The organism is Rathayibacter rhapontici (genome assembly GCF_001995175.1).
In the GTDB taxonomy this organism is placed as follows: Bacteria; Actinomycetota; Actinomycetes; order Actinomycetales; family Microbacteriaceae; genus Rathayibacter.
This window is the reverse complement of record NZ_MUKN01000002.1, coordinates 109,756-131,346: the sequence shown is the minus strand read 5'-3', so window position 1 is coordinate 131,346 and position 21,591 is coordinate 109,756. Positions and strand designations below refer to the sequence as shown.

Sequence of the window (21,591 nt, the reverse complement as noted above, 5' to 3'; positions counted from 1 at the left end):
GCGGGGCGGGGCGCTGCGGCGCTTCCGCAGAAGTTGCGGGAAGGGCGAGCTGTTACCGCAACTTTTGGAGGGGGGATGGAGGGGCGGTCAGGTCAGCCAGGAGAGGCGGCCGCCGTGCGGGGTCGCGCACGCGAGCGGGACGCCGTCGGCGGCGAGCAGGAACGGGGTCGGCTCGGGCGCGGTGAGAGCGGCGCGCGGGGCGACGAGGTGCGCGAGCAGCGACTCCGCCTCGAGGGTGACGAGGCTCGCCCCACGCGCGGCGACCGCGTCCAGCACGCGCTCGCGAGCCGCGCGCGGGAGGTAGACCAGCGTGCCGAGCGAGACGACGACGGCCCGCATCCCCCGCGGCACCTGCGCGAGCAGGGCGGGCAGCGCCTCGGCGGCGTCTCCGGCGACGATCGGCGGAGGATCCTCGCGCAGCACCGCGACGGCCTCGCGCAGCAGCGCGGTCCGCTTCGGCCGGTCCGGCGGCAGCAGCGCCTCGAGCCAGGCGCGGTCGTCGGCCGAGCGCACGTCGAGGGGCCGCAGGTCGAGTCCCCGCCGCCACGCCACGAGCGGGAGGCGCGCGGGCGCGGATCCGCCGGTCACGGTGCACTCGAGCAGCGGGCCGCTCGAGCCCAGGCGCACGACGCCGTCGCCGGTCGCGAACGAGTAGGAGTAGCGCTCCGGAGCGAGGCAGAGACCCGCGGAGGCGCCGATCTCGATCAGCGCGATCGGCTCGTCCGGCCCGGTGATCCGCTCGAGGGCGGCCACCAGCGGCGCGCAGCGCAGCGCCTCGTTCGTCTGGGTGAGGCGCTCGGCGGCGACCGGCGCGACGCGCGGCCACTCCGCGACGAGCCAGTCGGCGAACGCCTCCGTCGGCGCGCCCAGGTACCGGGCGACCGAGAAGAGGAGCGAGGGCTGGCGGTGCGCGCGCGGCAGCTCGTCGATCAGCGCGAGCAGGTCGTCGCGCCCGGCCACCTCGAGGGCCCAGCGCACCTGCAGCTCGGACGTCTGCGCGAGCTCGCGGGCGGCCCGGCGGTACCAGTCGGCGGTCGAGTCCATGCCCCCATCCTGCGCGACGCGGGCGGTGGTCAGCGCTCGAGCCGGGGCGGGTGGTCGCCGTGGCGGTGCACGAGCTTCCAACCCCGGCCGTCGAAGCGGCGGTAGACGTGGGTGACGCGGATGACGAGCGGGCGCGGCTCGCCGCCGTCGAGGCGGGTCGAGCCGAGCTCGCGGCCGACCGTGTAGGCGAGGTCCCCGGAGGCGTGCACGACGTCGTAGTGCGGGCGCAGCGCGCCGTCGGCGAAGCGGCTCGCGACCCAGCCCAGGGTCTCGTCGATGGCGGCGCTGCCTCGCTCGATCGTGCCGAACGCGCCGTAGAGGGTGGAGTCGTCGATGTCGGCCCAGCACTGGCGGTACGGATCGGCGTCGCCGGCGGCCATCGCGGCGAGCGCCTCCTCGACCCTCGCGATCGCGGCGACGAGGTCCGCCGGAAGATCGGCGGGGAGGTCGGCCGCGGGCTCGACGGTGTCGCTCATGCGACGGACTCTAGTGCCGGGATCGTCGGCGGACGAGGGTTCCGCCGAGTGCTCGATGTCGGTGGTCGCCGGTAGAACGGACTCATGTCCGCGACCCGGGAACGCACACTGCTGGACGTCCGGCGCATCTACGCCGAGCAGGCGGCGCTCGAGCAGCCGCGCGGGCAGGAGATCGTCGCGCGCTGGCCCGGCGCCGAGATCGTGCCGGTCGAGTCGCACTGGATGATCCCCGAGGTGCACGGCGACGAGACCAACGTGGCGCGCTGGGTCCGGATCAAGACCGAGGCGCTCGTGCTGGGCGTCAAGAAGTCGCTGGTCACGCGTCCGAACGGCCGCTCGGCCGACTTCATCGCGCCCTCGCACGCCAACGGCTGCGCGATGGCGTGCGTCTACTGCTACGTGCCGCGGAGGAAGGGCTACAGCAATCCCGTCACGGTCTTCACCAACATCGATCAGATCCAGCGGCACCTCGCCCGCCACATCGCCAAGCAGGGCCCCAAGACCGAGGCCAACCAGTGCGATCCCGACTCGTGGGTCTACGACATCGGCGAGAACAGCGACTGCTCGGTCGACGCGATGCTCAGCGAGAACGTGCGCGACCTCTGCGAGCTGTTCCGCATGTCCCCGACCGCCAAGGCCTCGTTCGCGACGAAGTACGTCAACCGCGACCTGCTCGAGTGGGATCCGCTCGGCCGCACGCGCATCCGCTTCTCGCTGATGCCCGCCGAGACGGCGAAGGTCACCGACATCCGCACCTCGCCGATCGCCGAGCGGATCGCCGCGATCAACGACTTCGTCGACGCCGGCTACGAGGTGCACGTCAACTTCTCGCCCGTGATCCTCACCCCCACCTGGCAGCGCGACTGGACCGAGCTCTTCGAGCAGCTCGACTCGGCGCTGCACCCGCGGGCGAAGGCGCAGCTCGCCGCCGAGGTGATCCTGCTCACCCACAACGAGCGGCTGCACGAGGTGAACACGGGCTGGCACCCGAAGGCCGAGGAGCTGCTCTGGACCCCGGGCGTGCAGGAGTCGAAGGTGTCCGAGAACGGGGCGGTGAACATCCGCTACCGCCGCGACCTCAAGCGCGCCGCGCTCGACCGCTTCCTCGCCCTGCTGCACGAGCAGCTGCCCTACTGCCGCGTCCGCTACGCGTTCTGAGCGGCTCCGGACGCCCCTCGACGATCCTCCGCTGAGGGGCGTCACAGGCTCCTGCGGGCACCGCGCAGCAGCGTTTCGCAAAGCGGATAGGAACCGGGACCGCGCTCGGCGCCTCCCCTACTTTGGTGTCACGGCAGGACGGATGATCCGTGCCGACCAGCCACCGCCCCGCGACTCCGCACTCCGGAACCCGGGCGACGAACGGATGCCGCTCCCCCAGCGGGCACCGCCCCCGAACTCCCCTCCCCGACGGACCCGTCGGGACGCCCCGCACGAGTCGCGGCCGACACCGCGGCGCTCACACAGAACGGATTCCGCACATGGGTTCCCTCCTCTACGGCACTCCCGCCACCGCTCACGACATCGACGACCGCGCGCTCGCGCACCTGCAGATCGTCATGATCAACAAGTTCCGCCGCAACGAGGCGTTCGCGTTCCAGATCGAGGCGTCGAACACCCACGGCACCGGTCGCCAGACCCTCTGGCTGCACCCCGCCATCCCGCTGCAGTTCTCGTTCAACGGGAGCCGCATGCCGGCGATCAACCCCACGTGGGTCCGATCGCTGATGGAGGAGGCCAACAGCGGCCGCGGACTGCGCATCATCCCCGAGCCGACCCCGCAGCCCGAGAGCGTCGGCCTGACGCACGCGGCCTGAGCCGGGATGACCTCCACCGATGACGGCGATGTCGGCGGGGTCCCGGCGGCGGGAACGGTGACGACGACCGGACCGACCCTCGACTCCCCGACCGTCGGCATCACCGACTTCCTGGGTCTCGCCGGCCGCGAGGACCCCCGGTCGGTCTTCACCTGCTCCTCCCGCGTGCACGGAGTGACCGGCACGCTCCTGGTGCTCCCCGACGCCCTCGTCCTCGGCGAGGACGACGGCACGGTCCGGATCCCGGCGGCCGAGGTCGACGCCTGGTGGGACTCCTCCTCCGGCGACGTCTTCTCGCTCGCCGTGCAGGGACGCCACCGCCACTCCGTCGTCCTGCTCTCGGAGTTCCGCCGTGCGACGGTGCACGCGATGACCCGGGCGTACGGACCTCTGAATCGTTTATCCGCTTAACGAATTCCCGGCCTCCGCCGTCGTCGGAGACGGCTCCCGCGTGGGACGCTGATCCCGATGAACGACTCCTCCTCCGAGGTCGCCCGCTCCGACATCAGCGGCCACGACATCGACGAGGCCCGCCTGATGTTCGAGGGGGCCTACAACGGCCACCGCTTCGCCGTCGAACCCGGCGAGGACTTCGCCTACCGCTACACCTCCGTGGGCGACGCCGACGTGACGCTCCGGGGCAGCTACTTCGCCGGATCCGTGCAGGGCCGCATCCAGACCGAGGGCGAGTACGTCGTCTCGTGGCTGACCGCCGGCACCGGCGTGACCGACATCGACGGCGATCCGGTCGAGCTGCAGCTCGGGCAGCCCGCGATGTTCGTGAACGGCCGGCCGACCGCGTTCGAGTTCCACGACTACCGGCAGAACCTGATCCACTTCGACGGCGCCTACCTCGAAGGCGTCGCCCAGGACGTCGAGGGCGTCGAGAGCGGCCCGCTGCTCTTCGACTCGACCGCCCGCCCGACCGGCGAGAGGCTGCGCCGCTGGTCGGCGACCGTCGCGGCGATCGCGCGCGTCATCTACTCGGACGAGAGCACGCCGCTCCTGCGCAGTGAGGCGAATCGCGCGGCGGCGATCGCGCTGCTCGAGACGTTCCCCCACGCGGTCCTCCCCGCGCAGACCGACCTCCTCGTGCCGCGCAGCGGACGGCTCCGCGCCGCCGTCGAGTACATGTACGAGAACGCGCACCTGCCGATCCGCACGGAGGAGATCGCGCAGGCGGCCGACATGAGTCTGCGCACCCTGCAGAGCGAGTTCCGCCGCGAGTTCGACATGACCGCGCTGGACTACCTGCGGCGGATCCGTCTCGACGCGGTGAAGAAGGAGCTCCGCGGCGGTGACTCGGGCACCGTCACGGTCACCGAGGTCGCGCACCGCTGGGGCTTCGCGCACCTGGGCCGCTTCTCGGCGTCGTACGCGCACCGCTTCGGCGAGAGCCCGAGCACGACGCTCGAGAAGTAGGGGCTAGAGGAAGTCGTCGTCGTCGAGCTCGGCCGGCTGCGCCTGCGGTCGCGCGGGCTGCAGACGGCGGGTCCTCTCGCGCATCGACTCGACGGCGTCGGGGTCGTCGAGATCGACGCCGCGGTCGAGCGCGGGACTCGCGAAGAGCTGGCTCGCCGGACCCAGCAGCAGCCGGGTCTCGCCGAGCATGCCCTCGTCCGACAGCGACGGCACGATGACGAGATCGGACTTGCCGACGTTGGCCAGCGCCTGCGCGTACTCCACGACCGCCGTGCAGATGGTGTCGCCGAGGAGCACGTACCCGCTGGCGTAGTAGAGCTTCTGCATGGTGTCCTCCCGATCGTGCGCCGCGCGGGATGCCCGCGCTCGTGTGTTCCGACGGTAGGACGCCGCCACCGGCGGACCCACCCCTTGACGGGGCGTCCGGCGCGCGGCAGAGCACCTCTCCTAGGCTCGAGGGATGGAGGAGCTGATCGCACGGATCGTGCTGGGCGCGGTGATGGCGGGATCGGGCGTGCTGCTCGTCCGGACGGCGCGGGCCACCGCGAGCGGGCGGCTGGGCCGCAATCAGGTGGCGGGGATCCGGCTGCCCTCGACGCTCGCGAGCGATGCCGCGTGGCTCGCTGCGCACCGGCGGGCGGAGCGGCCGACGGTCTGGGCCGGAGTGGTCGCGATCGCGTCGGCGGTGCCGGCGGTGCTGCCGGTGCCGATCGCGGTCCTGCTCGTGTCGGTGCTCGCGGGGTGCCTCGCGATGCTCGCGCTCGCGCTGCACGGGGCGGCCGTCGGGGGACGGGCGGCGCGGGAGGCGCACTCGGAGTGACGCCGGGGCGGGAGAGGAGTCGCGACCACCCGAGGATCTCGCGGTCGGTCGTCGGAGCGGCGGTCGACGGCCGGACGATCCCACCCTCCGTTCCGAGCGCTTCTCCTGCAGAAGTGAGGCTGAGGGGCCGGCTGCGGTCGCGGATCGACGGATCCGTCCGCTCAGCCTTGCTTCTGCAGGCGGATCGGTGCGCGCGTCACTCCGCCGCGCGCGCCGCCGCCTCGATCCGCGCGCGGTGCGCCGACCACCAGGCCGCATCGCCCTCGGGCAGGTTGTCGCCCTCGCGGCGGAGTCCGACCCGCCCGTCGATCAGCTCGCGGACGATGTCGGCGTGGCCCGCGTGCCGGTGGGTCTCGACCGCGATGTGCACGAGGATCCGGTGGAGGGTCGTGTCGCGGTTCGTCCACCAGGGCACGACGCCCGGGGCGTCGAGCGGCAGGGCGGCGATGACCGCGTCGGAGTGGGCGTGCACGCGGCGGTAGAGAGCCACGATCTCCTCGCGCGACTCCTCGGCCGTGGCCCACATGTCGGAGTTCGGCTCGGAGTCGTCCTCCATCCAGTCGAGCCGCTCGGGGAACGGCCGGCCGAAGACGAGGCCGAGGTAGCCGGCCTCGGTGCCCGCGACGTGCTTCACCAGCCCGAGCAGGTTGGTGCCGGTCGGCACCAGCGGCCGGCGCGCGTCGTACTCGGACACCCCCTCGAGCTTGCTCAGCAGGGCGTCGCGGCCCTCCTGCAGGTACAGGAGCAGGGTCTGCTTCTCGTCGATCATCGCCCCAGGATGGACCCGCCCGCTCCGATCGCGCGAGAGCCGGCCGCGGCCCTGCATCCGGGGCCGCGCCGCGCAAGCCTCGCCCCGGAGCGACCGGGCGCGCCAGACTGGCGTGCCCGCACTGCCGCGAGCACCGATCAGGGAGCCCGCCGATGACCACCAGCACCGCCCCGTGCTCCTGCGACCGACTCCCGCGATGAGCGGCTCGAAGTCGGCCCGCCTCTCGGCCTGGCACGAGAAGTTCGTCGTCGAGGAGCGCACGCTCACCGCGTCCGCCCGGCGCCGCCTCCTGATCACCGCCGGCCTGCTGACCCTGCTCGGCGGAGTCGCGTTCGTCGCGATCCTGCTCGGCGTGCTCACGCAGACCGGGATCGAGCGGCTCGACGCCCCGATCGAGGACTTCTTCGACGCGCGCGTCGAGCGCGACCGGACCGGACCGATGATCGTGCTGGCCGTTCTGTTCGGGCCGATCGTGCTGCCGATCGTGGTGCTCGTCGTGCTGATCGGCTGGATCATCCTGGCCAAGCACCTCTGGCGGCCGCTGCTGCTGCTGGTCGGCATGGCGACCGGCGTGATCCTCGCGCAGGTGATCGCTCCGCTCGTGCAGCACCCGCGACCGCCCGTCGCCGAGATGCTGTTCGGGCCCGACCACACCTTCTCGTTCCCCTCCGGCCACGTGCTCGGCACGGCCGACTTCCTCCTGATCACGACCTACCTGCTGGCCAGCAGGCTGCAGCGGCGCTGGTTCACGGTGACCGCGATCGCCGTGGCGGTGACGCTGATCGTCGTGCAGATCGTGAGCCGGCTCTACCTCGGCTACCACTGGCTGAGCGACACGGCAGGCTCGGTCGCGCTGTCCTGGTGATCACGGGCGTCGTGATCGCGGTCGACGTGCGACGCACGGTGCGCGTGGAGTGACGCGGGGCGGGCTCCGCCCGTGACCTCCGGCTCGGGGAATCGCGTCCGCCTCGCGGGAATCGGCGGGTCCTGCGAGCCGGAGCTGGTCCTGCGAGCCGGAGGTGTCCGTGCGGAGGGGCGGCGGCGGGTGCGCATCGACGTCCCCTTCCGGCGCGGATGCCCGACGGCCTACCGTGGCAGCACGCGACGGAGGGACGGCGATGGGCGACGACACGGGCTTCTCGGCCCAGGAGAAGGCGGCGATGAAGGCGCGCGCGGCCGAGCTGAAGGCCGAGGCGCGCGCGGGCAAGGCGGCCGAGAAGGCCGAGGCCGAGCGGGTGGCGCAGGAGGAGAAGATCGCCGAGATGCCGGAGCCGGACCGCGCGCTCGCCGAGCGGCTGCACGCGCTCGTGACGGAGGCGGTGCCGGCGCTGCGTCCGAAGCTGTACTACGGGCAGCCGGGCTGGGCGAAGGAGGGGCGGATCATCGTGTTCTTCCGCAGCGGACTCGTCGACAAGGCGCGGTACTCGACGTTCGGCTTCAGCGTCGACGCGGCGCTGGACGAGGACGGCGGGCTGTGGCCGACGTCGTACGCCCTCGACCACCTCGACGACGCCGGGGCGGCGCTGCTGGCCGAGCGGGTGGCACGGGCCGCGGGCTGACGGGCGGACCGGCCGGTCTGACGGGCGGACCGCACGGGCCGCGGGCCGACAGGCGGACCGCTCGGGTGCCGCGGACCGCGGGGTACTCTCGCACGGTGCCGACGACACTCGACTCCCTCTACCGCTACCCGGTGAAGGGGCTGACGCCGGAGCGGCTCGACAGCGTGGCGCTGCGGCCGGGCCGCGGGTTCCCGGCCGACCGGCTGCTCGCGCTCGCGAAGCCCGACGGCGCCTACCGAGCCGACGACTTCGTGCCGCTGCCCAAGCGCGAGTACTTCGTGCTGCTGAACACCGAGCGGCTCGCCGGGCTGCGCACCCGCTTCGACGACGACGCGCGGCGGGTCGAGGTCGCCGTGCAGGGCCACCGCGTGCTCGAGGCCGACCTGGGGACGGCCGAGGGGCGCGAGGCGTTCGTCGAGCTCTACGCCCGGGTCGCGGATCTGCCCGACGGCGTCCGGCCCGTGCTCGCCGAGCAGGCCGGCTACAACTTCACCGACAACGCCAAGAACGGGCCGCGGATGATGAACGCGATCTCGCTCGTGTCGCTCGCCTCGGTGCGCGACCTGTCGCAGCGCATCGGGCGAGAGCTCGATCCGCTGCGGTTCCGCTCGAACGTGTACCTGGACGGGCTCGAGCCGTGGGCCGAGCGCGACTGGGTGGGGCGCGAGCTGCAGCTGGGCGAGGTGCGGGTGCGCGTGCTCGAGGAGACCGGGCGGTGCGCGGCGACCGAGGTCGATCCGACGACGGCGCGGAGGGACGTGCCGGTGGTGCGGCTGCTGCACGAGCACTACGGGCACGAGAACGTCGGGGTGTTCGCCGAGGTGCTGTCGGGCGGCGTGCTGCGACCGGGCGATGCGGTGGCGGTCGCCGACGCGGTGGTCGCCGCGTGAGGCTCGTCGTCGCGGAACGGCGGATGCTGACGGCCGAGGTCTGCGAGATCGTCCTGCGGCGGGCGGACGGCACGGCCCTGCCTCCTGCCGAGCCGGGCGCGCACGTCACCGTCGCGACGCCCTCGGGCGAGAAGCGCAGCTACTCCCTCACCGGAGACCTGCGCGACCGGAGTCGGTACGTGATCGCGGTGCGGCGCTCCGCGGACGGGCGCGGCGGATCGCGCAGCCTCGTCGATGCCGTCGCGGCGGGAGACGCGCTCGAGGTCGAGGGGCCGCGCAACTCCTTCGAGCTGGTCGACGCCCCCGCCCACCTGCTGATCGCCGCGGGCATCGGAGTCACGCCGATCCGGGCGATGCTGATCGAGCTCGGGCACCGAGGAGCGACGGACGTCGAGCTGCTGTACCTGACCCGCTCACCGGAGGACTCGCCGTACCTCGACGAGCTGACCGCCGCGCTGCCGACGCTCCAGGTGCACCACCGGCGCGAGCACGGGCCGGTCGACTGGTGGTCGCTGCTCGCCAACCCGGGCGAGCGGCACCTCTACGTGTGCGGGCCGGAGGCGCTGCAGGACGAGGTCCGCGCGCTGACGATGCACTGGCGGCCGAGCCGCGTGCACGCGGAGGACTTCGCGGGGGTGCCGGCGTTCGGCGGGCTGACTGCGCCGTTCACTGTGGAGTGGCAGCCGACCGGGGCCGAGATCGCCGTACCGGCCGCCCGCACGATGCTGGCGGCGCTCGAGGACGCGGGGATCGACGTGCCGAGCTCCTGCGGCAGCGGGACCTGCGGAACCTGCCGACTGCGGCTCGTCGACGGGGAGGCGGACCACCGCGACCTGGTGCTGACGCCCGAGGAGCGGGAGTCGGCGGTGATGCCGTGCGTGTCGCGAGGCGTCGGCCGGATGGTCGTCGCTCCACGGTGAGCCCTCGCTCCGGTGCGCCTCCTGTGCACAACGAAGGAAGGATCCGTCCCGGCGGCTCCGGATCCGCGGGGATCGGAGGCTCGGAGGCTCGGAGGCTCGGAGGCTCGGAGGCTCGGAACGGATCCTTCCTTCGTTGTGAACGCGAGTGGCGTCAGCCCTCGGCCTTCGACGGCTTCCCGTCGGCGGGCTGCACCTCGACGGGGGTGTCGCGCGAGTCCTCGCCCTCGGCCTGCGACGGCTTGTCGGACTGGTCGTCCGGGTCCTGGACCGGGGACGTCGTGTCGCTCATCGGAGGCCGTCCGGCTGGTCGGACGCGGGCGACGGCTGCACGTCGGCCTCGAACTCGGTCCAGGCCCGGTCGAAACCGGCCTGCGCCTCGGCGGGCTCGCTCGCGAAGTAGCCTCGTAGATCGAGTGGCCGCCGTGCTCGGGCAGGTCGTCGCGGGCGGCGAACTCCTGGGCGAGGGTGCCCACCTCGTCGTCGCGCGTGCTCTGGTCCCGCAGCCATGCGGGGAAGGTCTGAGTCATGGGACTCCTTTCTCCTGCGTCCATCCCACGCCCCGCGACCGGGAGCGGCAACCCCTTGCGGGGCGCGTCGTTGTCCTTCGGCGGGGCGACTGAGCGCACGTGCCGAGCGATCCGTCACGAACGGCCGCGTGTCGACGCGGCGGGCGGCCGTCCGCGACGGATCGCACCCCTTGCTGATCGAGTAGCGCGTGGAGCGCGCGTATCGAGATCCGGGATGTCCCGGGACTCAGTGGGTCTCGATACGCCCCTGCGGGACTACTCGACCAGCAAGAGAAGGCGGCCCTGCGGGGCTGCTCGACCAGCGGGGCCGTCAGGCGGGTGTCGTCTCCTCGAGCAGCACCGACGTGCGCACCACGCGCTCGGAGGCGGCCGTGACCACGGACACCGGACCGGCCAGCGTCAGCGACGCCGTCGTCTCCTTCGTCGCGCAGTCCGGGCCGACCCAGAGCTCCACCTCGCCCGGCTCCACGATCCGCTGCCCGGAGCGTCCGGTGAACGCCAGGCGCGCGGCCGGCACCTCGAAGCGCACCTGCGCCTCGTCCCCCGCCGCCAGCTCCAGTCGGGCGTAGCCCAGTAGCTGGGCGACGGGCCGGGTGACGCTCGCGTAGACGTCGCGGGCGTAGAGCTGCACCAGATCGGAGCCGCTGCGCGAGCCCGTGTTGCGCACGCGCACCGAGACGGTGATCACTCCGTCGGTCGGCACCGAGTCGTCGCGCACCGACAGCTCGCCGCGCGAGAACGTCGTGTACGAGAGCCCGTGCCCGAACGGCAGCACCGGGGTGCTGTCGGCGCTCGTCACGTCGGACGGGCCGCCCAGGATCGGGTGCAGGTACGAGAACGGCTGAGCTCCGGCCGAGCGCGGCAGCGACACCGGCAGGTGCCCGGACGGCACGACGCGGCCCGAGACGACGCCCGCGATCGCGCCGGCACCCTCCTCCCCCGGGAAGAAGGCCTGCAGCACGGCCGACGCACCCGAAAGGGCCCAGTCGATCGCGTAGGGGCGTCCGGTCAGCAGCACGAGCACCACGGGGGTGCCGGTGGCGACGACCGCCTCGACCAGCTCGCGCTGGCGGCCGGGGAGCTCGAGGCTCTCGACGTCGTTGCCCTCGCCGACGGTGCCGCGGCCGAAGAGGCCGGCGCGGTCGCCGACCACGACGACCGCCACGTCGGCGGTGCGGGCGAGCTCGGCGGCGGGGGCGATCCCGGAGTCGTCGTCGCCCTCGACCGCGCAGCCCTCGGCCACGAGGATCTCACCCGCGAACTCGTCGGCGAGCGCCTCGCGCACAGTCGGGATCTCGAAGCCCAGCGGCACGCCCTCGTGGTGGGCCAGCACGTGGTTGGCGAAGGAGTAGCAGCCCATGAGGGCCTGCGCGCTGTCGGCGTTCGGGCCGATCAGGGCGATCCGGCGCGGCGCCGCGAGCGGCAGGACGCCGTCGTTCGAGAGCAGCACCAGCGACTCCTCCGCGAGGCGGCGGGCGACGTCGCGGTGCGCCGGGGAGTCGAGGTCGATCGATTCCGGCACGTCGTCGAAGCGCGCATCGAGCAGGCCCAGGCGCTCCTTCTGCGCGAGCAGGCGCAGCACCGCGCGGTCGACGAGCTCCTCGCTCATGGCACCGGAGGCGATGCGGGCGGCGAGCGGCGCGAGGAACGCGTCGCCCGTGGGCAGCTCCACGTCGATCCCGGCCTCGAGCGCGAGCTCGGCGGCCTCGCCGAGGTCGGCGGCGACCGCGTGCATGAGGTGCAGGAACGCGACCGAGAAGTAGTCCGAGACCACCACTCCGTCGAAGCCCCACGCACCGCGCAGGATGTCGGTGAGGTAGGCGGGCGTCGCGCCGACGGGGTCGCCGTCGATCTCGGCGTACGAGTTCATCACCGAGCGCGCGCCGCCGTCGCGGATCGCCATCTCGAACGGAGGCAGGAGCACGTCGCGATCTCGCGCGCTCCGGCGTGCACCGGCGCGTGGTTGCGGCCGCCGCGGGAGGCCGAGTAGCCGATGAAGTGCTTCAGCGTCGCGTCGACCCCCTCCGACTGCATGCCGCGCACGTAGGCGGTGCCGAGGGTTCCGACGACGTACGGGTCCTCGGCGATGCACTCGTCGACGCGGCCCCAGCGGGGGTCGCGGATCACGTCGAGCACGGGCGCGAGGCCCTGATGGATCCCGAGCTCGCGCATCGACGCGCCGATCAGACGGCCCATCTCCTCGACCAGCTCGGCGTCGAACGACGCGCCCCAGGCCAGCGGAGTGGGGAACGTCGCGGCCTTCCACGCCGCCAGCCCCGTCAGGCACTCCTCGTGCACGATCGCCGGGATGCCCAGCCGCGTCTCCTCGACGAGCCGGCGCTGCTCGGCCCACAGCCACTGCGCGCGCTCGATCGGATCGACGGGGCGCGTGCCGTACACGCGGGTCAGGTGCCCGAGCCCGTGCGTCGTCGCATCCTCGTAGCGGGTGGAGGTGGCCATCTCGCCGGCCAGCGGCGCGACGACCTCCCCGCCCTGGTCGACCCAGTATCCGACGAGCTGGGCGAGCTTCTCCTCGAGCGTCATGCGCTCCAGGAGCTCGGCGACGCGGGCCGAGGGGACGTGCGGTTCGGCCACGGCGTGACCCTCTCTGCTGGAAGCGGACGGCGGGGTGGAGGTCATCCCTTCACCGCCCCGGTGAGGCCGCCCACGATGCGGCGCTCGAAGACGCTGAAGAAGATGAGCGCGGGGATCATCGACAGCGACACGAACGCGAGCACCTTGGCGGTGTCGACGGAGTACTGCGACGAGAAGGCCTGTACCCCGAGCGGGAGCGTGAAGGTCGACTCGTCGTTGAGGATGAACAGCGGCAGGAGGTAGCTGTTCCAGCTCGCGATGAACGCGAGGATGCCGGTCGTGATCACGCCGGGCATCGCCAGGCGCACCACCATGCGGAAGAAGAAGCCGATCCGGCTGCAGCCGTCGATGAACGCCGCCTCCTGGATCTCGTCCGGGATCGCCCGCAGGAACGGGACCAGGATGATGATCGTGGTCGGCAGGCCGAACGCGATCTGCGGCAGCACGACTCCGGCGAGCGAGTTCATCAGGCCGAGGCTCTTGATCACCAGGTAGAGCGGAGTGATCGCGACGGTCATCGGGAACATCAGGCCCGCCGCGAAGAGCGCGTAGAACACTCCGCGGCCCGAGAAGTCGTACCGGGCGAGGACGTAGCTGGCCATGAGGCCGAGCACGACGACGCCGAGCGTGGTGGCGAGCGCCGCGATGGTGGAGTTGCCCACCTCGCGCCAGAAGATGCCTCCGGTGATCACGTCGAGGTAGTTCTGCACGTTCCAGGGCGACGGGAACCCGGCCGGGTCGGTGGTGATCTGCGCGTTCGTGCGGAAGCCGCCGATGATGATGTACGCGACCGGGGCGAGCATCAGCGCGATCACGACGATCGCGACCACGTAGGCGATCATCGTGCCGCGGCCCACCGGCGGGCGGCGGCGCTTCACGGCGAGGGGCCGGCGAGTCTCGGGAGTGATCGGCGGGGCCGTCATCGTGGTGGTCATCGCTTGCCTCCGGTGAGTGCGCCCTCGGTGTCCCGCCGCAGCACGAAGCGCTGGTAGAGCAGGGCGACGACGAGCGAGATCAGGAACAGGATCACCGCGACGGCGTTCCCGTACCCGTAGTTGCCGGCGTTGCGGCCGTTGGTGACGAGGTAGGTCGCCATCGTCGAGGTGCCGGCGGTCGACGAGACGTACTGGCCCCAGATGATGTAGACGAGGTCGAACAGCTGCAGGGCGCCGATGATCGACAGGAACGCCCAGATGCGCAGCGTCGGGGCGAGCAGCGGCAGCGTGATGCGCCGCTGGACCTGCCAGTAGGAGGCGCCGTCGATGGCCGCGGCCTCGGACAGCTCCTCGGGGATGCCCTGGAGACCGGCCAGGAAGAGGATCACGGCGAAGCCGATGTACTTCCACGTGATGATCAGCATCAGCGTCCACATCGCGATCGCCGGGTTCGCCAGCCAGTCCTGCTGGAGGGCGCCGAGCCCGATGTTCTCGAGCATGCCGTTGACCGCTCCGCGGGTCTGGAGCATGAGGCTCCAGCCGGTGCCGACGACGACCTCCGAGATGACGTACGGCACGAAGATCAGCACGCGGATGATCGACTGGCCGCGCAGCTTGCGGTTGAGCAGGAGCGCGATCAGGATCGCGGCCGGGCCCTGGAGCACGAGCGAGAGGATCACGATCGTGCCGTTGTGGGACAGCGCCTCGTGGAAGGTGGGGTCCTGGAGGATCGTGAGGTAGTTGCGGAAGCCGACGAAGTCGGTCGGCACTCCGTAGCCCTGCCAGCTGAAGAAGCCGTAGTAGGCCGCCATCACGACCGGGAAGATCACGAAGGCGAGGAACACGATCAGCGCGGGGCCGACCAGGATCGCGACCTCGAGCCGGCCCGCCCAGCCGAGGCTGCGGCGGCGCCGGCGCACCGGGGGTGCTGCGACGACCGCAGCACCCCCGGTGTTCTCGCGATCGCGGGGCGCATCCGCTCCCAGGAGCGGGCTCTCGCGAAGCGCCATGGTTACGCCTTCTTCGCAGCGGCGTTGACGGCCTCGACCAGCTGCTCCGGGTCGCTCTTGCCGGCGAGCAGGTCGACGACTCCGACGTTCAGCGCGTTGCCGACGTTGAGGCCGTAGACGGTGTCGAGCCACTGCGACACGTAGGGAGCCGAGTTGTAGGCCTTCAGGATGTCCTGGAGGTAGGGCTCGGTGACGGCCTCCTGGGCGACCTGGTTGACCGGCGGGGCGTTGAAGGCCGCGTAGTACTCCTTCTGCACGTCGGCGGTCGCGAGGTAGTTCAGGAAGTCCACGCACTCGGCGGGAGCGTCGACCGAGCAGGAGTAGCCGTCGACGCCGCCCATGATCGAGCCGGGCTCGCCCTCTCCGCCGTCCACCTCGGGGAAGGGGAACCAGCCCAGGTCGGGCAGGGGCTGCTCGTCCGGGGTGAGCGAGGCGATGACGCCCGGGTTCCAGGCGCCCATGAGCTCCATGGCGGCCTGGTGGTTGGCGAGCAGGCCCGCCGAGCTGCCGGCGCCCTGCTGGGCGGCGGTGGTGAGGAAGCCCTCGTTGAACGGCTCGGTCTCGGAGAAGGTCTGCAGGTCCTCGCCGGCCTTGACCCAGCACTCGTCCGAGAAGTCCTTCGAGTCGGCCGCCTCGGCCATGGTGTCGGCGCTGCACTCGCGCAGCGCGAAGAAGTAGTACCAGTGCGCGGCGGGCCAGGCGTCCTTGCCGCCGAGCGCGATCGCCTGGGTGCCGCTGCCCTTGAGGGCGGTCACGGCCGAGTCGAGCTCCTCGAGCGTCGACGGCGGGGTGCTGATGCCCGCCGCGCTGAAGAGGTCCTGGCTGTAGAAGACGCCGCCGGGGAGCACCGCGACCGGCATCGCCCAGACCTTGTCGTCGAGGGTGTTGGCTCCGAAGGAGCCCTCGGTGATCTCGCTCTTCGCCTCGTCCGAGATCTTGTCGGTCAGGTCCATCAGCTGGCCGCCGGCGACCATGGCCGCCATCTTGCCGCCACCGCGCTGGAGGAAGATGTCCGGCGCATCGCCCGAGTTGAGCGCGGTCTGCAGCTTGCCGTCCAGGTCTTCGTTCTGGATGGCCTGCGGGGTGATGGTGACTCCGGGGTTCGCGGCCTCGAAGTCGGCGACCGTCTTGTCCCAGAACTCCTGGCCGGGGCCCGTGGTGGAGTTCTGCCAGAGGGTCATGGAGACGGTGCCGTCGGAGGAGCCGGACTCCTGGGAGGAGCATCCGCTCAGTGCCGCGGCCGCGCCGAGCAGGGCGACGGTGGCCACTGCGATCTTTCTGAACTTCATCGTTCGACCTGTTCTCTTCATCGAGTGGGCGCCGCCAGGGAGAGCGGCGCCGAGGTGCACCCGCCGCATCAGCGGTGGGCGAGGTCAGTCTCCGTACTGCTCCGCGACACCGTCAAACGTTTTCGAAATCATTTTCCAAACGGCGTCGGCGCGGGTTACGGTCGGTCCTGTGAGTCACCGTCCGACCATCCACGACGTCGCCGCCGCGGCCGGAGTCTCGGTCGCGACGGTCTCGAAGGCGGTCAACGGCCGGTACGGCATCGCTGCCGCGACGGCCACGCGCGTGCTCGACGTGGTGCGCGAGCTGGGCTACGAGTCGAGCCTCGTCGCCAGCAGCATGCGCTCGCGGCGCACCGGGGTGATCGGCGTGCTCGTCGCCGACTTCGAGCCGTTCAGCGCCGAGATCCTGAAGGGCGTCGGCGCCGAGCTCCGCGGCTCGCGCTTCGACCTGCTCGCCTACAGCGGCTCGCACCAGGGCGAGGGCGAGGGCTGGGAGCGGCGCTCGCTGAGCCGCCTGAGCGGCACCCTGATCGACGGCGCGATCATGGTCACGCCGACGGTCCTCACCGCGGCCTCGGACATCCCCCTCGTCGCCATCGACCCGCACACCGGCCGGGCCGACCTGCCCACGGTCGAGTCCGACAGCTACGGCGGCGCGCTGCAGGCGACGCGGCACCTCGTCGAGCTCGGGCACCGCCGGATCGGCTTCGTCGCCGGCCGTCCGGACCTGCGCTCGGCGCGCCTGCGCGAGGCCGGCTACCGCGCCGCGCTCTCGGAGGCGGGCATCGCGTTCGACGAGCGGCTCGTGCACGTGGGCCTGTACCAGCACGACACCGCGCGCCGGCCCGCCTCGGCGCTGCTGTCGCTCCCGGACCGGCCGACCGCCGTGTTCGCCGCGAACGACGTGTCGGCCATCGCGATCATCGAGATCGCGGCGCGGATCGGGCTCGACGTGCCCCGGGACCTCTCGGTGGTCGGCTTCGACGACGTGCCGGAGGCGTCGCGACTGGATCCGCCGCTGACGACGGTCCGGCAGCCGATGCAGACCCTCGGCTCGACCGCGGCCGAGATGCTGACGGCGCTGATGGCGGGTGAGACGCCGCGCTCGCTGCACGTGCGACTGCCGACGCAGCTGGTGCAGCGCGCGACGACGGGGCCGCCTCCGGGGCGGTGAGCGGCGGATGTCGAGACGCCCCTGCGGGCTGCTCGACCAGCGGGCAGCGCCCGCGAGAACCGCGGGCCCACGAACACCCGCGCTGATCGACGAGGCCCGGAGGGCGCCGTCCTGCTGATCCAGTGGGGCGCGCAGCAGCCGTTCCGAGATCCGCCGTCACGTGGAGAGAGCGGGCTGCTCGCCCGCGGGCGGTAACCTTATCAAGCTCCGTGCGCGGGATCATCGACCGCGGAACGCTGTACCGATTCCGGCACCGGGCCATCGAGGCGTACCTGACGAGCGAGTGGCCGAGGGTGGAGTGACGGAGCCCTGCTGAGCGAGGAGGGCGCGCAGCGGCCGTATCGGGATCCACCACCGCCCGGGACACGCGGGTCTCGATACGCCCCTGCGGGGCTACTCGACCAGCAAGGGTGGCGTCCCTCCGCGCTGATCGAGAAGGGCCGCAGGACGCCCTCCCTGCTGATCGAGCAGGGCGCGCAGCGGCCGTATCGAGATCCACCGCGGCCGGAGCACGCGGGTCTCGTTACGCCGCTTCGCGGCTACTCGAACGGCGGTGGACGACGCCCCCTCCCCGACCCCCCGTCAGTGGGTGTTTCTGTGACGATTCCCATCTATCCGGCCCTCGGCGCCGAAGCTCCGTGCAGAGTCGTGGGTGCACCGCTGGGCGGTGACGATCGCCCGCGCTCGGGACCGTCGACCGGAGGAGTCACGCCATGCTGGGAGACCGAGTGCCGGATCCGAGGCTCGCCGCCCTCGACGAGCTGGACATCATGGGCACGCCCCCCGAGGAGCGCTTCGACCGGATCACCCGGATGGCGAAGGACCTCTTCGGCGTGGCGGTGGCCGAGATCCACTTCCTCGACGAGACCACCCTCTTCACGAAGTCGCCGCAGCTGCCCGGCTGGCCGCTCGAGTACCCGCGGGCCGGCACCTTCTGCGACGCGACGCTCCGCGAGCAGCGGATGCTCGTCATCCCGGACCTCGGCACCGACGGCGAGTTCGCGGAGCACGAGAACGTCGCCGGAGCCCCGCACGTGCGCTTCTACGCCGGCCGCCCGCTGATGGTCGAGGCCGACCTCGCGGTCGCACCCTCTGCCTCCTCGACTTCGTGCCGCGCGACCTCTCGGCCGACCAGCAGGCGCTGCTCGACGAGCTGGGCGACTGGGTGGAGCGGGAGCTCCGCGACCGGGTCGAGCGCGACCGCGCGGCCGACGTCCAGATGCGCCTGAGCCCCGCCGACGAGACGCACCCGGCCGGCTACGAGCTCGCCGGCCTGTCGATCCCGCTGCATGGGCTGGCGGGCGACTTCTACAGCTGGCGCGGCGGCGACGAGAGCATCGACCTCACCCTCGCCGACGTGATGGGCAAGGGCGCGGCCGCGGCGATCGTGGGCGCCGGCGTCCGCTCGGCGTTCCACGCGCGCTCCGGATCCGTTCCGAGCGCAGCGGTCGCGGCCGTCAACGAGCAGCTGCTCGACGACTTCGCGGTGACCGGCACGTTCGCCACCCTCTTCCACGCGCGGCTCGAGAGCGCGACCGGGCGCCTCGACTTCGTCGACGCCGGCCACGGACTGTCGGTGCTCCTGCGCCCGGACGGCTCGTTCCAGCGCCTCGCGTCGCTCGGCCTGCCTCTCGGCATCGCCGCCGAGGGCGGCTGGGCCGACCAGACCGTCGAACTCGCGCCCGGCGACTCCCTCGTCTCGTTCACCGACGGCCTGCTCGACCTCTACGACGGCACGCTCGAGTCGCTCGCCGAGGCGACCGCGCTCGCCCGCTCGTGCGGCAGCACGCAGGAGTTCTTCGCGGCGATCCGCGACCTCGCCGCCTCGGAGAAGGCGCTCGACGACATCACCGTCCTGGTGGTGACCCGCACGTGAAGCGCGGTGACCCGCACCGAGCACGCGTCCTCCTCCTGGCGGCGTCGGCCCTCGCGCTCGCGCTCGTCGGCGCGCCCGCGGCGGCCGCCGCCGAGAGCGCGCCGTCCGCGGACGTGCTCGTGCCCGACTCCGGCGCCTACTTCGGAGCGAGCCTGGACTGGAGCATCGACAGCGCGGCGCAGCAGAGCGAGCGCCTCGGCGCCTCCTCCGCCGTGCTCGAGCACTCGGCCACGCTGCCGGTGTCGGACGACGAGACGACGTACCTCGCCCAGTTCCTGAGGCAGGCCGAGGGCGAGGGCGCGCTGGCCGCGATCACGCTGCGCCCCTCCGGAGACCTCGTCGGCTTCGACGAGGCCGATGCCGACGAGACGGTCGACGCTCTCGCCCGCGCCCGCCAGGACGAGGCGCTGCCGCTCTACCTGCGCTTCGCGCCGGACATGAACGCGGACTGGGTGCAGTGGGGCCAGGATCCGGAGGCCTACGTCGACGCCTTCCGCCTCTTCTCGGAGGCGGTGCGGGCCGACCTGCCCGGCGCCGTCGTGGTGTGGTCCCCGGTCGCGGGCGGCGCCTACCCCTTCACGGCCGAGCCGGACGGGGCCGACCCGGCGCTCGACACCGACGGCGACGGCCGGCTCGCCGCCGGCGACGACCCCTACGGCCCCTACTACCCGGGCGACGAGTACGTCGACTGGGTGGGGCTCTCGGCGTACCACGACCCCAGCGGAGGCGGGCAGCCGCTGAACGAGGTGCCTCGCGCCGGCGCCCTCGACACGGCGCTCGACGGCGGCGGCGACCTCGACTTCTACGAGCGTTTCGCGGCGGCGACCGGCACCCCGATGATGCTCGAGACGGCCGCGTTCTTCAGCCCCGGAGCGGGCGGGCCCGGCGCGCTCGAGATCAAGCAGGAGTGGTGGCGCCAGGTCCTCGCGGCCGCCTCCGAGCAGGAGCACCCGCTGCTGGACGTCGTGCTGTGGCGCGACTCGTCGTCTGCCCGCGCCGTGGTCGGCGAGGTCGTCATCGACTGGAGCATCTCGACGAGCGAGGAGACGGCGTCGGCGTTCCGCGCCGATGCGGCCGGCACCGAGCTCGTCTTCGGCCCGCTCTACGCCCCCTACGGCACGGTCGGGCCGGTGAGCACGGGCGGCGGCACGATCGACGGCGCCGCCGCGTGGATCGTCGTGGCGGCCGTCCTGCTGGCGGCCGTCGCGCTGACGGTCTGGGGACTGCTCCGGGGCCGCACGAGCCGGTTCGCCTACGACGGGCCGCCCTCGCGCGACCTGCGGATCGACCTCCTCCGCGGCGGCGCGATCGTCTTCGTCGTGATCAACCACCTCGCCCTCGTCTCGGTCTTCCAGAACGCGACGCAGGAGGCGATCGGCATCGTCTCGGGAGCGGAGCTGTTCGTGCTGCTCTCGGGCGCGGTCCTCGGCCTCGTGCACCGCCCGAAGATCGTCGGCGGCGGCATCGGCGAGGTGACGCTGCGCACCGGCGCGCGCGCCTGGAAGCTCTACGTCACGGCGATCGTCGTCACGCTGATCGTCGGGTTCGTCAGCCTCGTGCCGTTCCTGAACGCCGTGCCGGCGACGACCTACGTCGACCAGGGCACCGGAGCCGCGGGCAGCGAGGCCACGGGACGCGTCTACGACCTCTACGCCGGCTTCGAGGGACTCGTCCGCTACCCCGTCGATCCGTCGGTGATCGTGGACCTCGCGCTCCTGCGCATCGGACCGTGGCAGGTCAACGTCCTCGGCCTCTACGTCGTGATGCTCGCGCTCGCGCCGCTGATCCTGTGGGCGCTCTCGCGGCGCCGCTGGATCCTCGTGCTCGCCGTGAGCTGGGGCCTCTACGTGCTGCAGATGCTGCTCGGCCTGCGCCTGCTGCCCTCGCAGTTCGAGGACTCGTTCCCGCTGCTCACCTGGCAGGCGCTGTTCGTGACGGGCATGGTCGCAGGCTTCCACCGGCGCGAGATCCTGGGCTGGTTCGCCACCCGCGCCGGGCGGATCGTGCTCGCCGTGTCGGTGATCGCCACGGTCGGGCTCGCCCTGTTCTCGTGGAACAACCCGTACCTCTCGAGCGCCTACGACCTGCGGCTGGACCTCGTGCCGGCGAACACGTTCTCGTCGATCTACTCCGTCGCCTTCGAGCGCACCACGCTCGACCCGGGTCGCGTGCTGAACGTGCTGCTCGTGACGGTCACCGGGTACGCGCTCCTCAGCCTCCTCTGGAAGCCGATCCACCGGCTCCTGGGCTGGTTCCTCATCCCGCTCGGCCAGGCCACCCTCTACGTCTTCGTGATGCACGTGCTCTTCGTGCTGATCGTCGCCAACCTCCCGTTCCTCGATCGAGGGAGCATCGTGATCGACTCGCTCGCCTACGTCGTCGTCCTGGCCCTGCTCTGGGTCATGGTCAAGACGCGCTTCCTGTTCGGGATCGTGCCGCGATGAGCGCCCACCGCGACGACGCGAGGAAGA

Annotated in this window: 21 protein-coding genes and 1 pseudogene; 13 read left to right on the top strand and 9 right to left on the bottom strand. The window is 72.2% G+C overall.

Going from position 1 to position 21,591, the window contains the following annotated elements; translation table 11 throughout:
• Positions 1 to 87: 87 nt before the first annotated feature.
• Both B0T42_RS01465 and B0T42_RS01460 read right to left on the bottom strand, forming a co-directional pair.
• The gene (locus tag B0T42_RS01465) at positions 88 to 1,044 is read right to left on the bottom strand and encodes a DUF2332 family protein (RefSeq protein ID WP_077221650.1); all 957 of its coding nucleotides are present in this window, start codon (positions 1,042 to 1,044) and stop codon (positions 88 to 90) included.
• A gap of 29 nt (positions 1,045 to 1,073) precedes the next feature.
• Positions 1,074 to 1,520 (bottom strand): YybH family protein, encoded by a 447-nt coding sequence (locus B0T42_RS01460; RefSeq protein ID WP_077221649.1) that lies wholly within the window; start codon positions 1,518 to 1,520, stop codon positions 1,074 to 1,076.
• Between the two features lie 84 nt (positions 1,521 to 1,604).
• On the opposite strand from B0T42_RS01460, the gene B0T42_RS01455 reads away from it, so the two are divergent.
• The 4 genes from B0T42_RS01455 (at position 1,605) to B0T42_RS01440 (ending at position 4,756) form a co-directional block, all read left to right on the top strand.
• Complete coding sequence (locus B0T42_RS01455) at positions 1,605 to 2,678, top strand: spore photoproduct lyase family protein (RefSeq protein ID WP_077221648.1); 1,074 nt, start codon at positions 1,605 to 1,607, stop codon at positions 2,676 to 2,678.
• Between the two features lie 320 nt (positions 2,679 to 2,998).
• Positions 2,999 to 3,334 (top strand): DUF7882 family protein, encoded by a 336-nt coding sequence (locus B0T42_RS01450; protein WP_077221647.1) that lies wholly within the window; start codon positions 2,999 to 3,001, stop codon positions 3,332 to 3,334.
• 6 nt (positions 3,335 to 3,340) lie between these two features.
• On the top strand, positions 3,341 to 3,745 hold the full coding sequence (locus B0T42_RS01445; RefSeq protein WP_077221646.1) for a hypothetical protein: 405 nt from the start codon (positions 3,341 to 3,343) through the stop codon (positions 3,743 to 3,745).
• 57 nt (positions 3,746 to 3,802) lie between these two features.
• Positions 3,803 to 4,756 (top strand): helix-turn-helix transcriptional regulator, encoded by a 954-nt coding sequence (locus B0T42_RS01440; RefSeq protein ID WP_077221645.1) that lies wholly within the window; start codon positions 3,803 to 3,805, stop codon positions 4,754 to 4,756.
• 3 nt (positions 4,757 to 4,759) lie between these two features.
• On the opposite strand, the gene B0T42_RS01435 is transcribed toward B0T42_RS01440, so the two are convergent.
• Complete coding sequence (locus B0T42_RS01435; RefSeq protein WP_077221644.1) at positions 4,760 to 5,083, bottom strand: hypothetical protein; 324 nt, start codon at positions 5,081 to 5,083, stop codon at positions 4,760 to 4,762.
• Between the two features lie 133 nt (positions 5,084 to 5,216).
• On the opposite strand from B0T42_RS01435, the gene B0T42_RS01430 reads away from it, so the two are divergent.
• Positions 5,217 to 5,576, top strand: a complete 360-nt coding sequence (locus B0T42_RS01430) for an SdpI family protein (protein ID WP_077221643.1) — start codon at positions 5,217 to 5,219, stop codon at positions 5,574 to 5,576.
• Between the two features lie 196 nt (positions 5,577 to 5,772).
• On the opposite strand, the gene B0T42_RS01425 is transcribed toward B0T42_RS01430, so the two are convergent.
• A complete protein-coding gene (locus B0T42_RS01425; RefSeq protein WP_077221642.1) occupies positions 5,773 to 6,345 on the bottom strand; it encodes a DinB family protein in 573 nt (190 codons plus the stop codon).
• Between the two features lie 196 nt (positions 6,346 to 6,541).
• On the opposite strand from B0T42_RS01425, the gene B0T42_RS01420 reads away from it, so the two are divergent.
• The 4 genes from B0T42_RS01420 (at position 6,542) to B0T42_RS01405 (ending at position 9,714) form a co-directional block, all read left to right on the top strand.
• On the top strand, positions 6,542 to 7,210 hold the full coding sequence (locus tag B0T42_RS01420; RefSeq protein ID WP_236720043.1) for a phosphatase PAP2 family protein: 669 nt from the start codon (positions 6,542 to 6,544) through the stop codon (positions 7,208 to 7,210).
• A 253-nt stretch (positions 7,211 to 7,463) separates the two neighbouring features.
• A complete protein-coding gene (locus tag B0T42_RS01415) occupies positions 7,464 to 7,904 on the top strand; it encodes a DUF1801 domain-containing protein (protein WP_077221641.1) in 441 nt (146 codons plus the stop codon).
• A 95-nt stretch (positions 7,905 to 7,999) separates the two neighbouring features.
• Positions 8,000 to 8,794 (top strand): MOSC domain-containing protein, encoded by a 795-nt coding sequence (locus B0T42_RS01410; protein WP_077221663.1) that lies wholly within the window; start codon positions 8,000 to 8,002, stop codon positions 8,792 to 8,794.
• Positions 8,791 to 9,714, top strand: a complete 924-nt coding sequence (locus B0T42_RS01405) for a PDR/VanB family oxidoreductase (RefSeq protein ID WP_139344379.1) — start codon at positions 8,791 to 8,793, stop codon at positions 9,712 to 9,714. The genes B0T42_RS01410 and B0T42_RS01405 overlap by 4 nt, the downstream gene beginning before the upstream one ends.
• Before the next feature lie 151 nt (positions 9,715 to 9,865).
• Here the strand turns inward: B0T42_RS01405 and B0T42_RS19820 are convergent, their stop codons facing one another.
• The 5 genes and pseudogenes from B0T42_RS19820 to B0T42_RS01385 all read right to left on the bottom strand — a co-directional run bounded on the left by B0T42_RS19820 (position 9,866) and on the right by B0T42_RS01385 (position 16,070).
• Positions 9,866 to 10,003: a hypothetical protein gene (locus tag B0T42_RS19820; protein WP_158078007.1), complete on the bottom strand. Its 138-nt coding sequence runs from the start codon at positions 10,001 to 10,003 to the stop codon at positions 9,866 to 9,868.
• A gap of 548 nt (positions 10,004 to 10,551) precedes the next feature.
• Positions 10,552 to 12,785, bottom strand: a pseudogene (locus B0T42_RS01400) (beta-xylosidase/alpha-l-arabinosidase).
• A gap of 92 nt (positions 12,786 to 12,877) precedes the next feature.
• Positions 12,878 to 13,771, bottom strand: a complete 894-nt coding sequence (locus B0T42_RS01395) for a carbohydrate ABC transporter permease (RefSeq protein WP_446737343.1) — start codon at positions 13,769 to 13,771, stop codon at positions 12,878 to 12,880.
• Positions 13,768 to 14,781, bottom strand: coding sequence for a carbohydrate ABC transporter permease (locus tag B0T42_RS01390; RefSeq protein WP_055785313.1), 1,014 nt, complete (start codon positions 14,779 to 14,781; stop codon positions 13,768 to 13,770). The genes B0T42_RS01395 and B0T42_RS01390 overlap by 4 nt, the downstream gene beginning before the upstream one ends.
• A 2-nt stretch (positions 14,782 to 14,783) precedes the next feature.
• Positions 14,784 to 16,070, bottom strand: coding sequence for an extracellular solute-binding protein (locus tag B0T42_RS01385; RefSeq protein ID WP_077221639.1), 1,287 nt, complete (start codon positions 16,068 to 16,070; stop codon positions 14,784 to 14,786).
• 169 nt (positions 16,071 to 16,239) lie between these two features.
• On the opposite strand from B0T42_RS01385, the gene B0T42_RS01380 reads away from it, so the two are divergent.
• The 4 genes from B0T42_RS01380 (at position 16,240) to opgC (ending at position 21,564) form a co-directional block, all read left to right on the top strand.
• Positions 16,240 to 17,244, top strand: coding sequence for a LacI family DNA-binding transcriptional regulator (locus tag B0T42_RS01380; RefSeq protein WP_055785306.1), 1,005 nt, complete (start codon positions 16,240 to 16,242; stop codon positions 17,242 to 17,244).
• A gap of 713 nt (positions 17,245 to 17,957) precedes the next feature.
• A complete protein-coding gene (locus tag B0T42_RS20880) occupies positions 17,958 to 18,473 on the top strand; it encodes a GAF domain-containing protein (protein ID WP_077221637.1) in 516 nt (171 codons plus the stop codon).
• Positions 18,464 to 19,120 (top strand): PP2C family protein-serine/threonine phosphatase, encoded by a 657-nt coding sequence (locus B0T42_RS01365; RefSeq protein ID WP_269087481.1) that lies wholly within the window; start codon positions 18,464 to 18,466, stop codon positions 19,118 to 19,120. The genes B0T42_RS20880 and B0T42_RS01365 overlap by 10 nt, the downstream gene beginning before the upstream one ends.
• The gene (gene opgC / locus B0T42_RS01360; protein ID WP_077221635.1) at positions 19,117 to 21,564 is read left to right on the top strand and encodes an OpgC domain-containing protein; all 2,448 of its coding nucleotides are present in this window, start codon (positions 19,117 to 19,119) and stop codon (positions 21,562 to 21,564) included. Before B0T42_RS01365 ends, opgC begins: the two co-directional genes overlap by 4 nt.
• Positions 21,565 to 21,591 lie beyond the last annotated feature (27 nt).

What these genes read in the sequence shown, in the direction of transcription:
- B0T42_RS01385 (WP_077221639.1), bottom strand. Translation starts at nt 16,070, where the DNA reads ATGAAGTTCAGAAAGATCGCAGTGGCCACCGTCGCCCTGCTCGGCGCG.
- B0T42_RS01390 (WP_055785313.1), bottom strand. Translation starts at nt 14,781, where the DNA reads ATGGCGCTTCGCGAGAGCCCGCTCCTGGGAGCGGATGCGCCCCGCGAT.
- B0T42_RS01450 (WP_077221647.1), top strand. Translation starts at nt 2,999, where the DNA reads ATGGGTTCCCTCCTCTACGGCACTCCCGCCACCGCTCACGACATCGAC.
- B0T42_RS01395 (WP_446737343.1), bottom strand. Translation starts at nt 13,771, where the DNA reads ATGACCACCACGATGACGGCCCCGCCGATCACTCCCGAGACTCGCCGG.
- B0T42_RS01460 (WP_077221649.1), bottom strand. Translation starts at nt 1,520, where the DNA reads ATGAGCGACACCGTCGAGCCCGCGGCCGACCTCCCCGCCGATCTTCCG.
- B0T42_RS01445 (WP_077221646.1), top strand. Translation starts at nt 3,341, where the DNA reads ATGACCTCCACCGATGACGGCGATGTCGGCGGGGTCCCGGCGGCGGGA.
- B0T42_RS20880 (WP_077221637.1), top strand. Translation starts at nt 17,958, where the DNA reads ATGCTGGGAGACCGAGTGCCGGATCCGAGGCTCGCCGCCCTCGACGAG.
- B0T42_RS01455 (WP_077221648.1), top strand. Translation starts at nt 1,605, where the DNA reads ATGTCCGCGACCCGGGAACGCACACTGCTGGACGTCCGGCGCATCTAC.
- B0T42_RS01425 (WP_077221642.1), bottom strand. Translation starts at nt 6,345, where the DNA reads ATGATCGACGAGAAGCAGACCCTGCTCCTGTACCTGCAGGAGGGCCGC.
- B0T42_RS01465 (WP_077221650.1), bottom strand. Translation starts at nt 1,044, where the DNA reads ATGGACTCGACCGCCGACTGGTACCGCCGGGCCGCCCGCGAGCTCGCG.
- B0T42_RS01415 (WP_077221641.1), top strand. Translation starts at nt 7,464, where the DNA reads ATGGGCGACGACACGGGCTTCTCGGCCCAGGAGAAGGCGGCGATGAAG.
- B0T42_RS19820 (WP_158078007.1), bottom strand. Translation starts at nt 10,003, where the DNA reads ATGAGCGACACGACGTCCCCGGTCCAGGACCCGGACGACCAGTCCGAC.
- B0T42_RS01365 (WP_269087481.1), top strand. Translation starts at nt 18,464, where the DNA reads ATGCGCCTGAGCCCCGCCGACGAGACGCACCCGGCCGGCTACGAGCTC.
- B0T42_RS01435 (WP_077221644.1), bottom strand. Translation starts at nt 5,083, where the DNA reads ATGCAGAAGCTCTACTACGCCAGCGGGTACGTGCTCCTCGGCGACACC.
- B0T42_RS01420 (WP_236720043.1), top strand. Translation starts at nt 6,542, where the DNA reads ATGAGCGGCTCGAAGTCGGCCCGCCTCTCGGCCTGGCACGAGAAGTTC.
- B0T42_RS01430 (WP_077221643.1), top strand. Translation starts at nt 5,217, where the DNA reads ATGGAGGAGCTGATCGCACGGATCGTGCTGGGCGCGGTGATGGCGGGA.
- B0T42_RS01440 (WP_077221645.1), top strand. Translation starts at nt 3,803, where the DNA reads ATGAACGACTCCTCCTCCGAGGTCGCCCGCTCCGACATCAGCGGCCAC.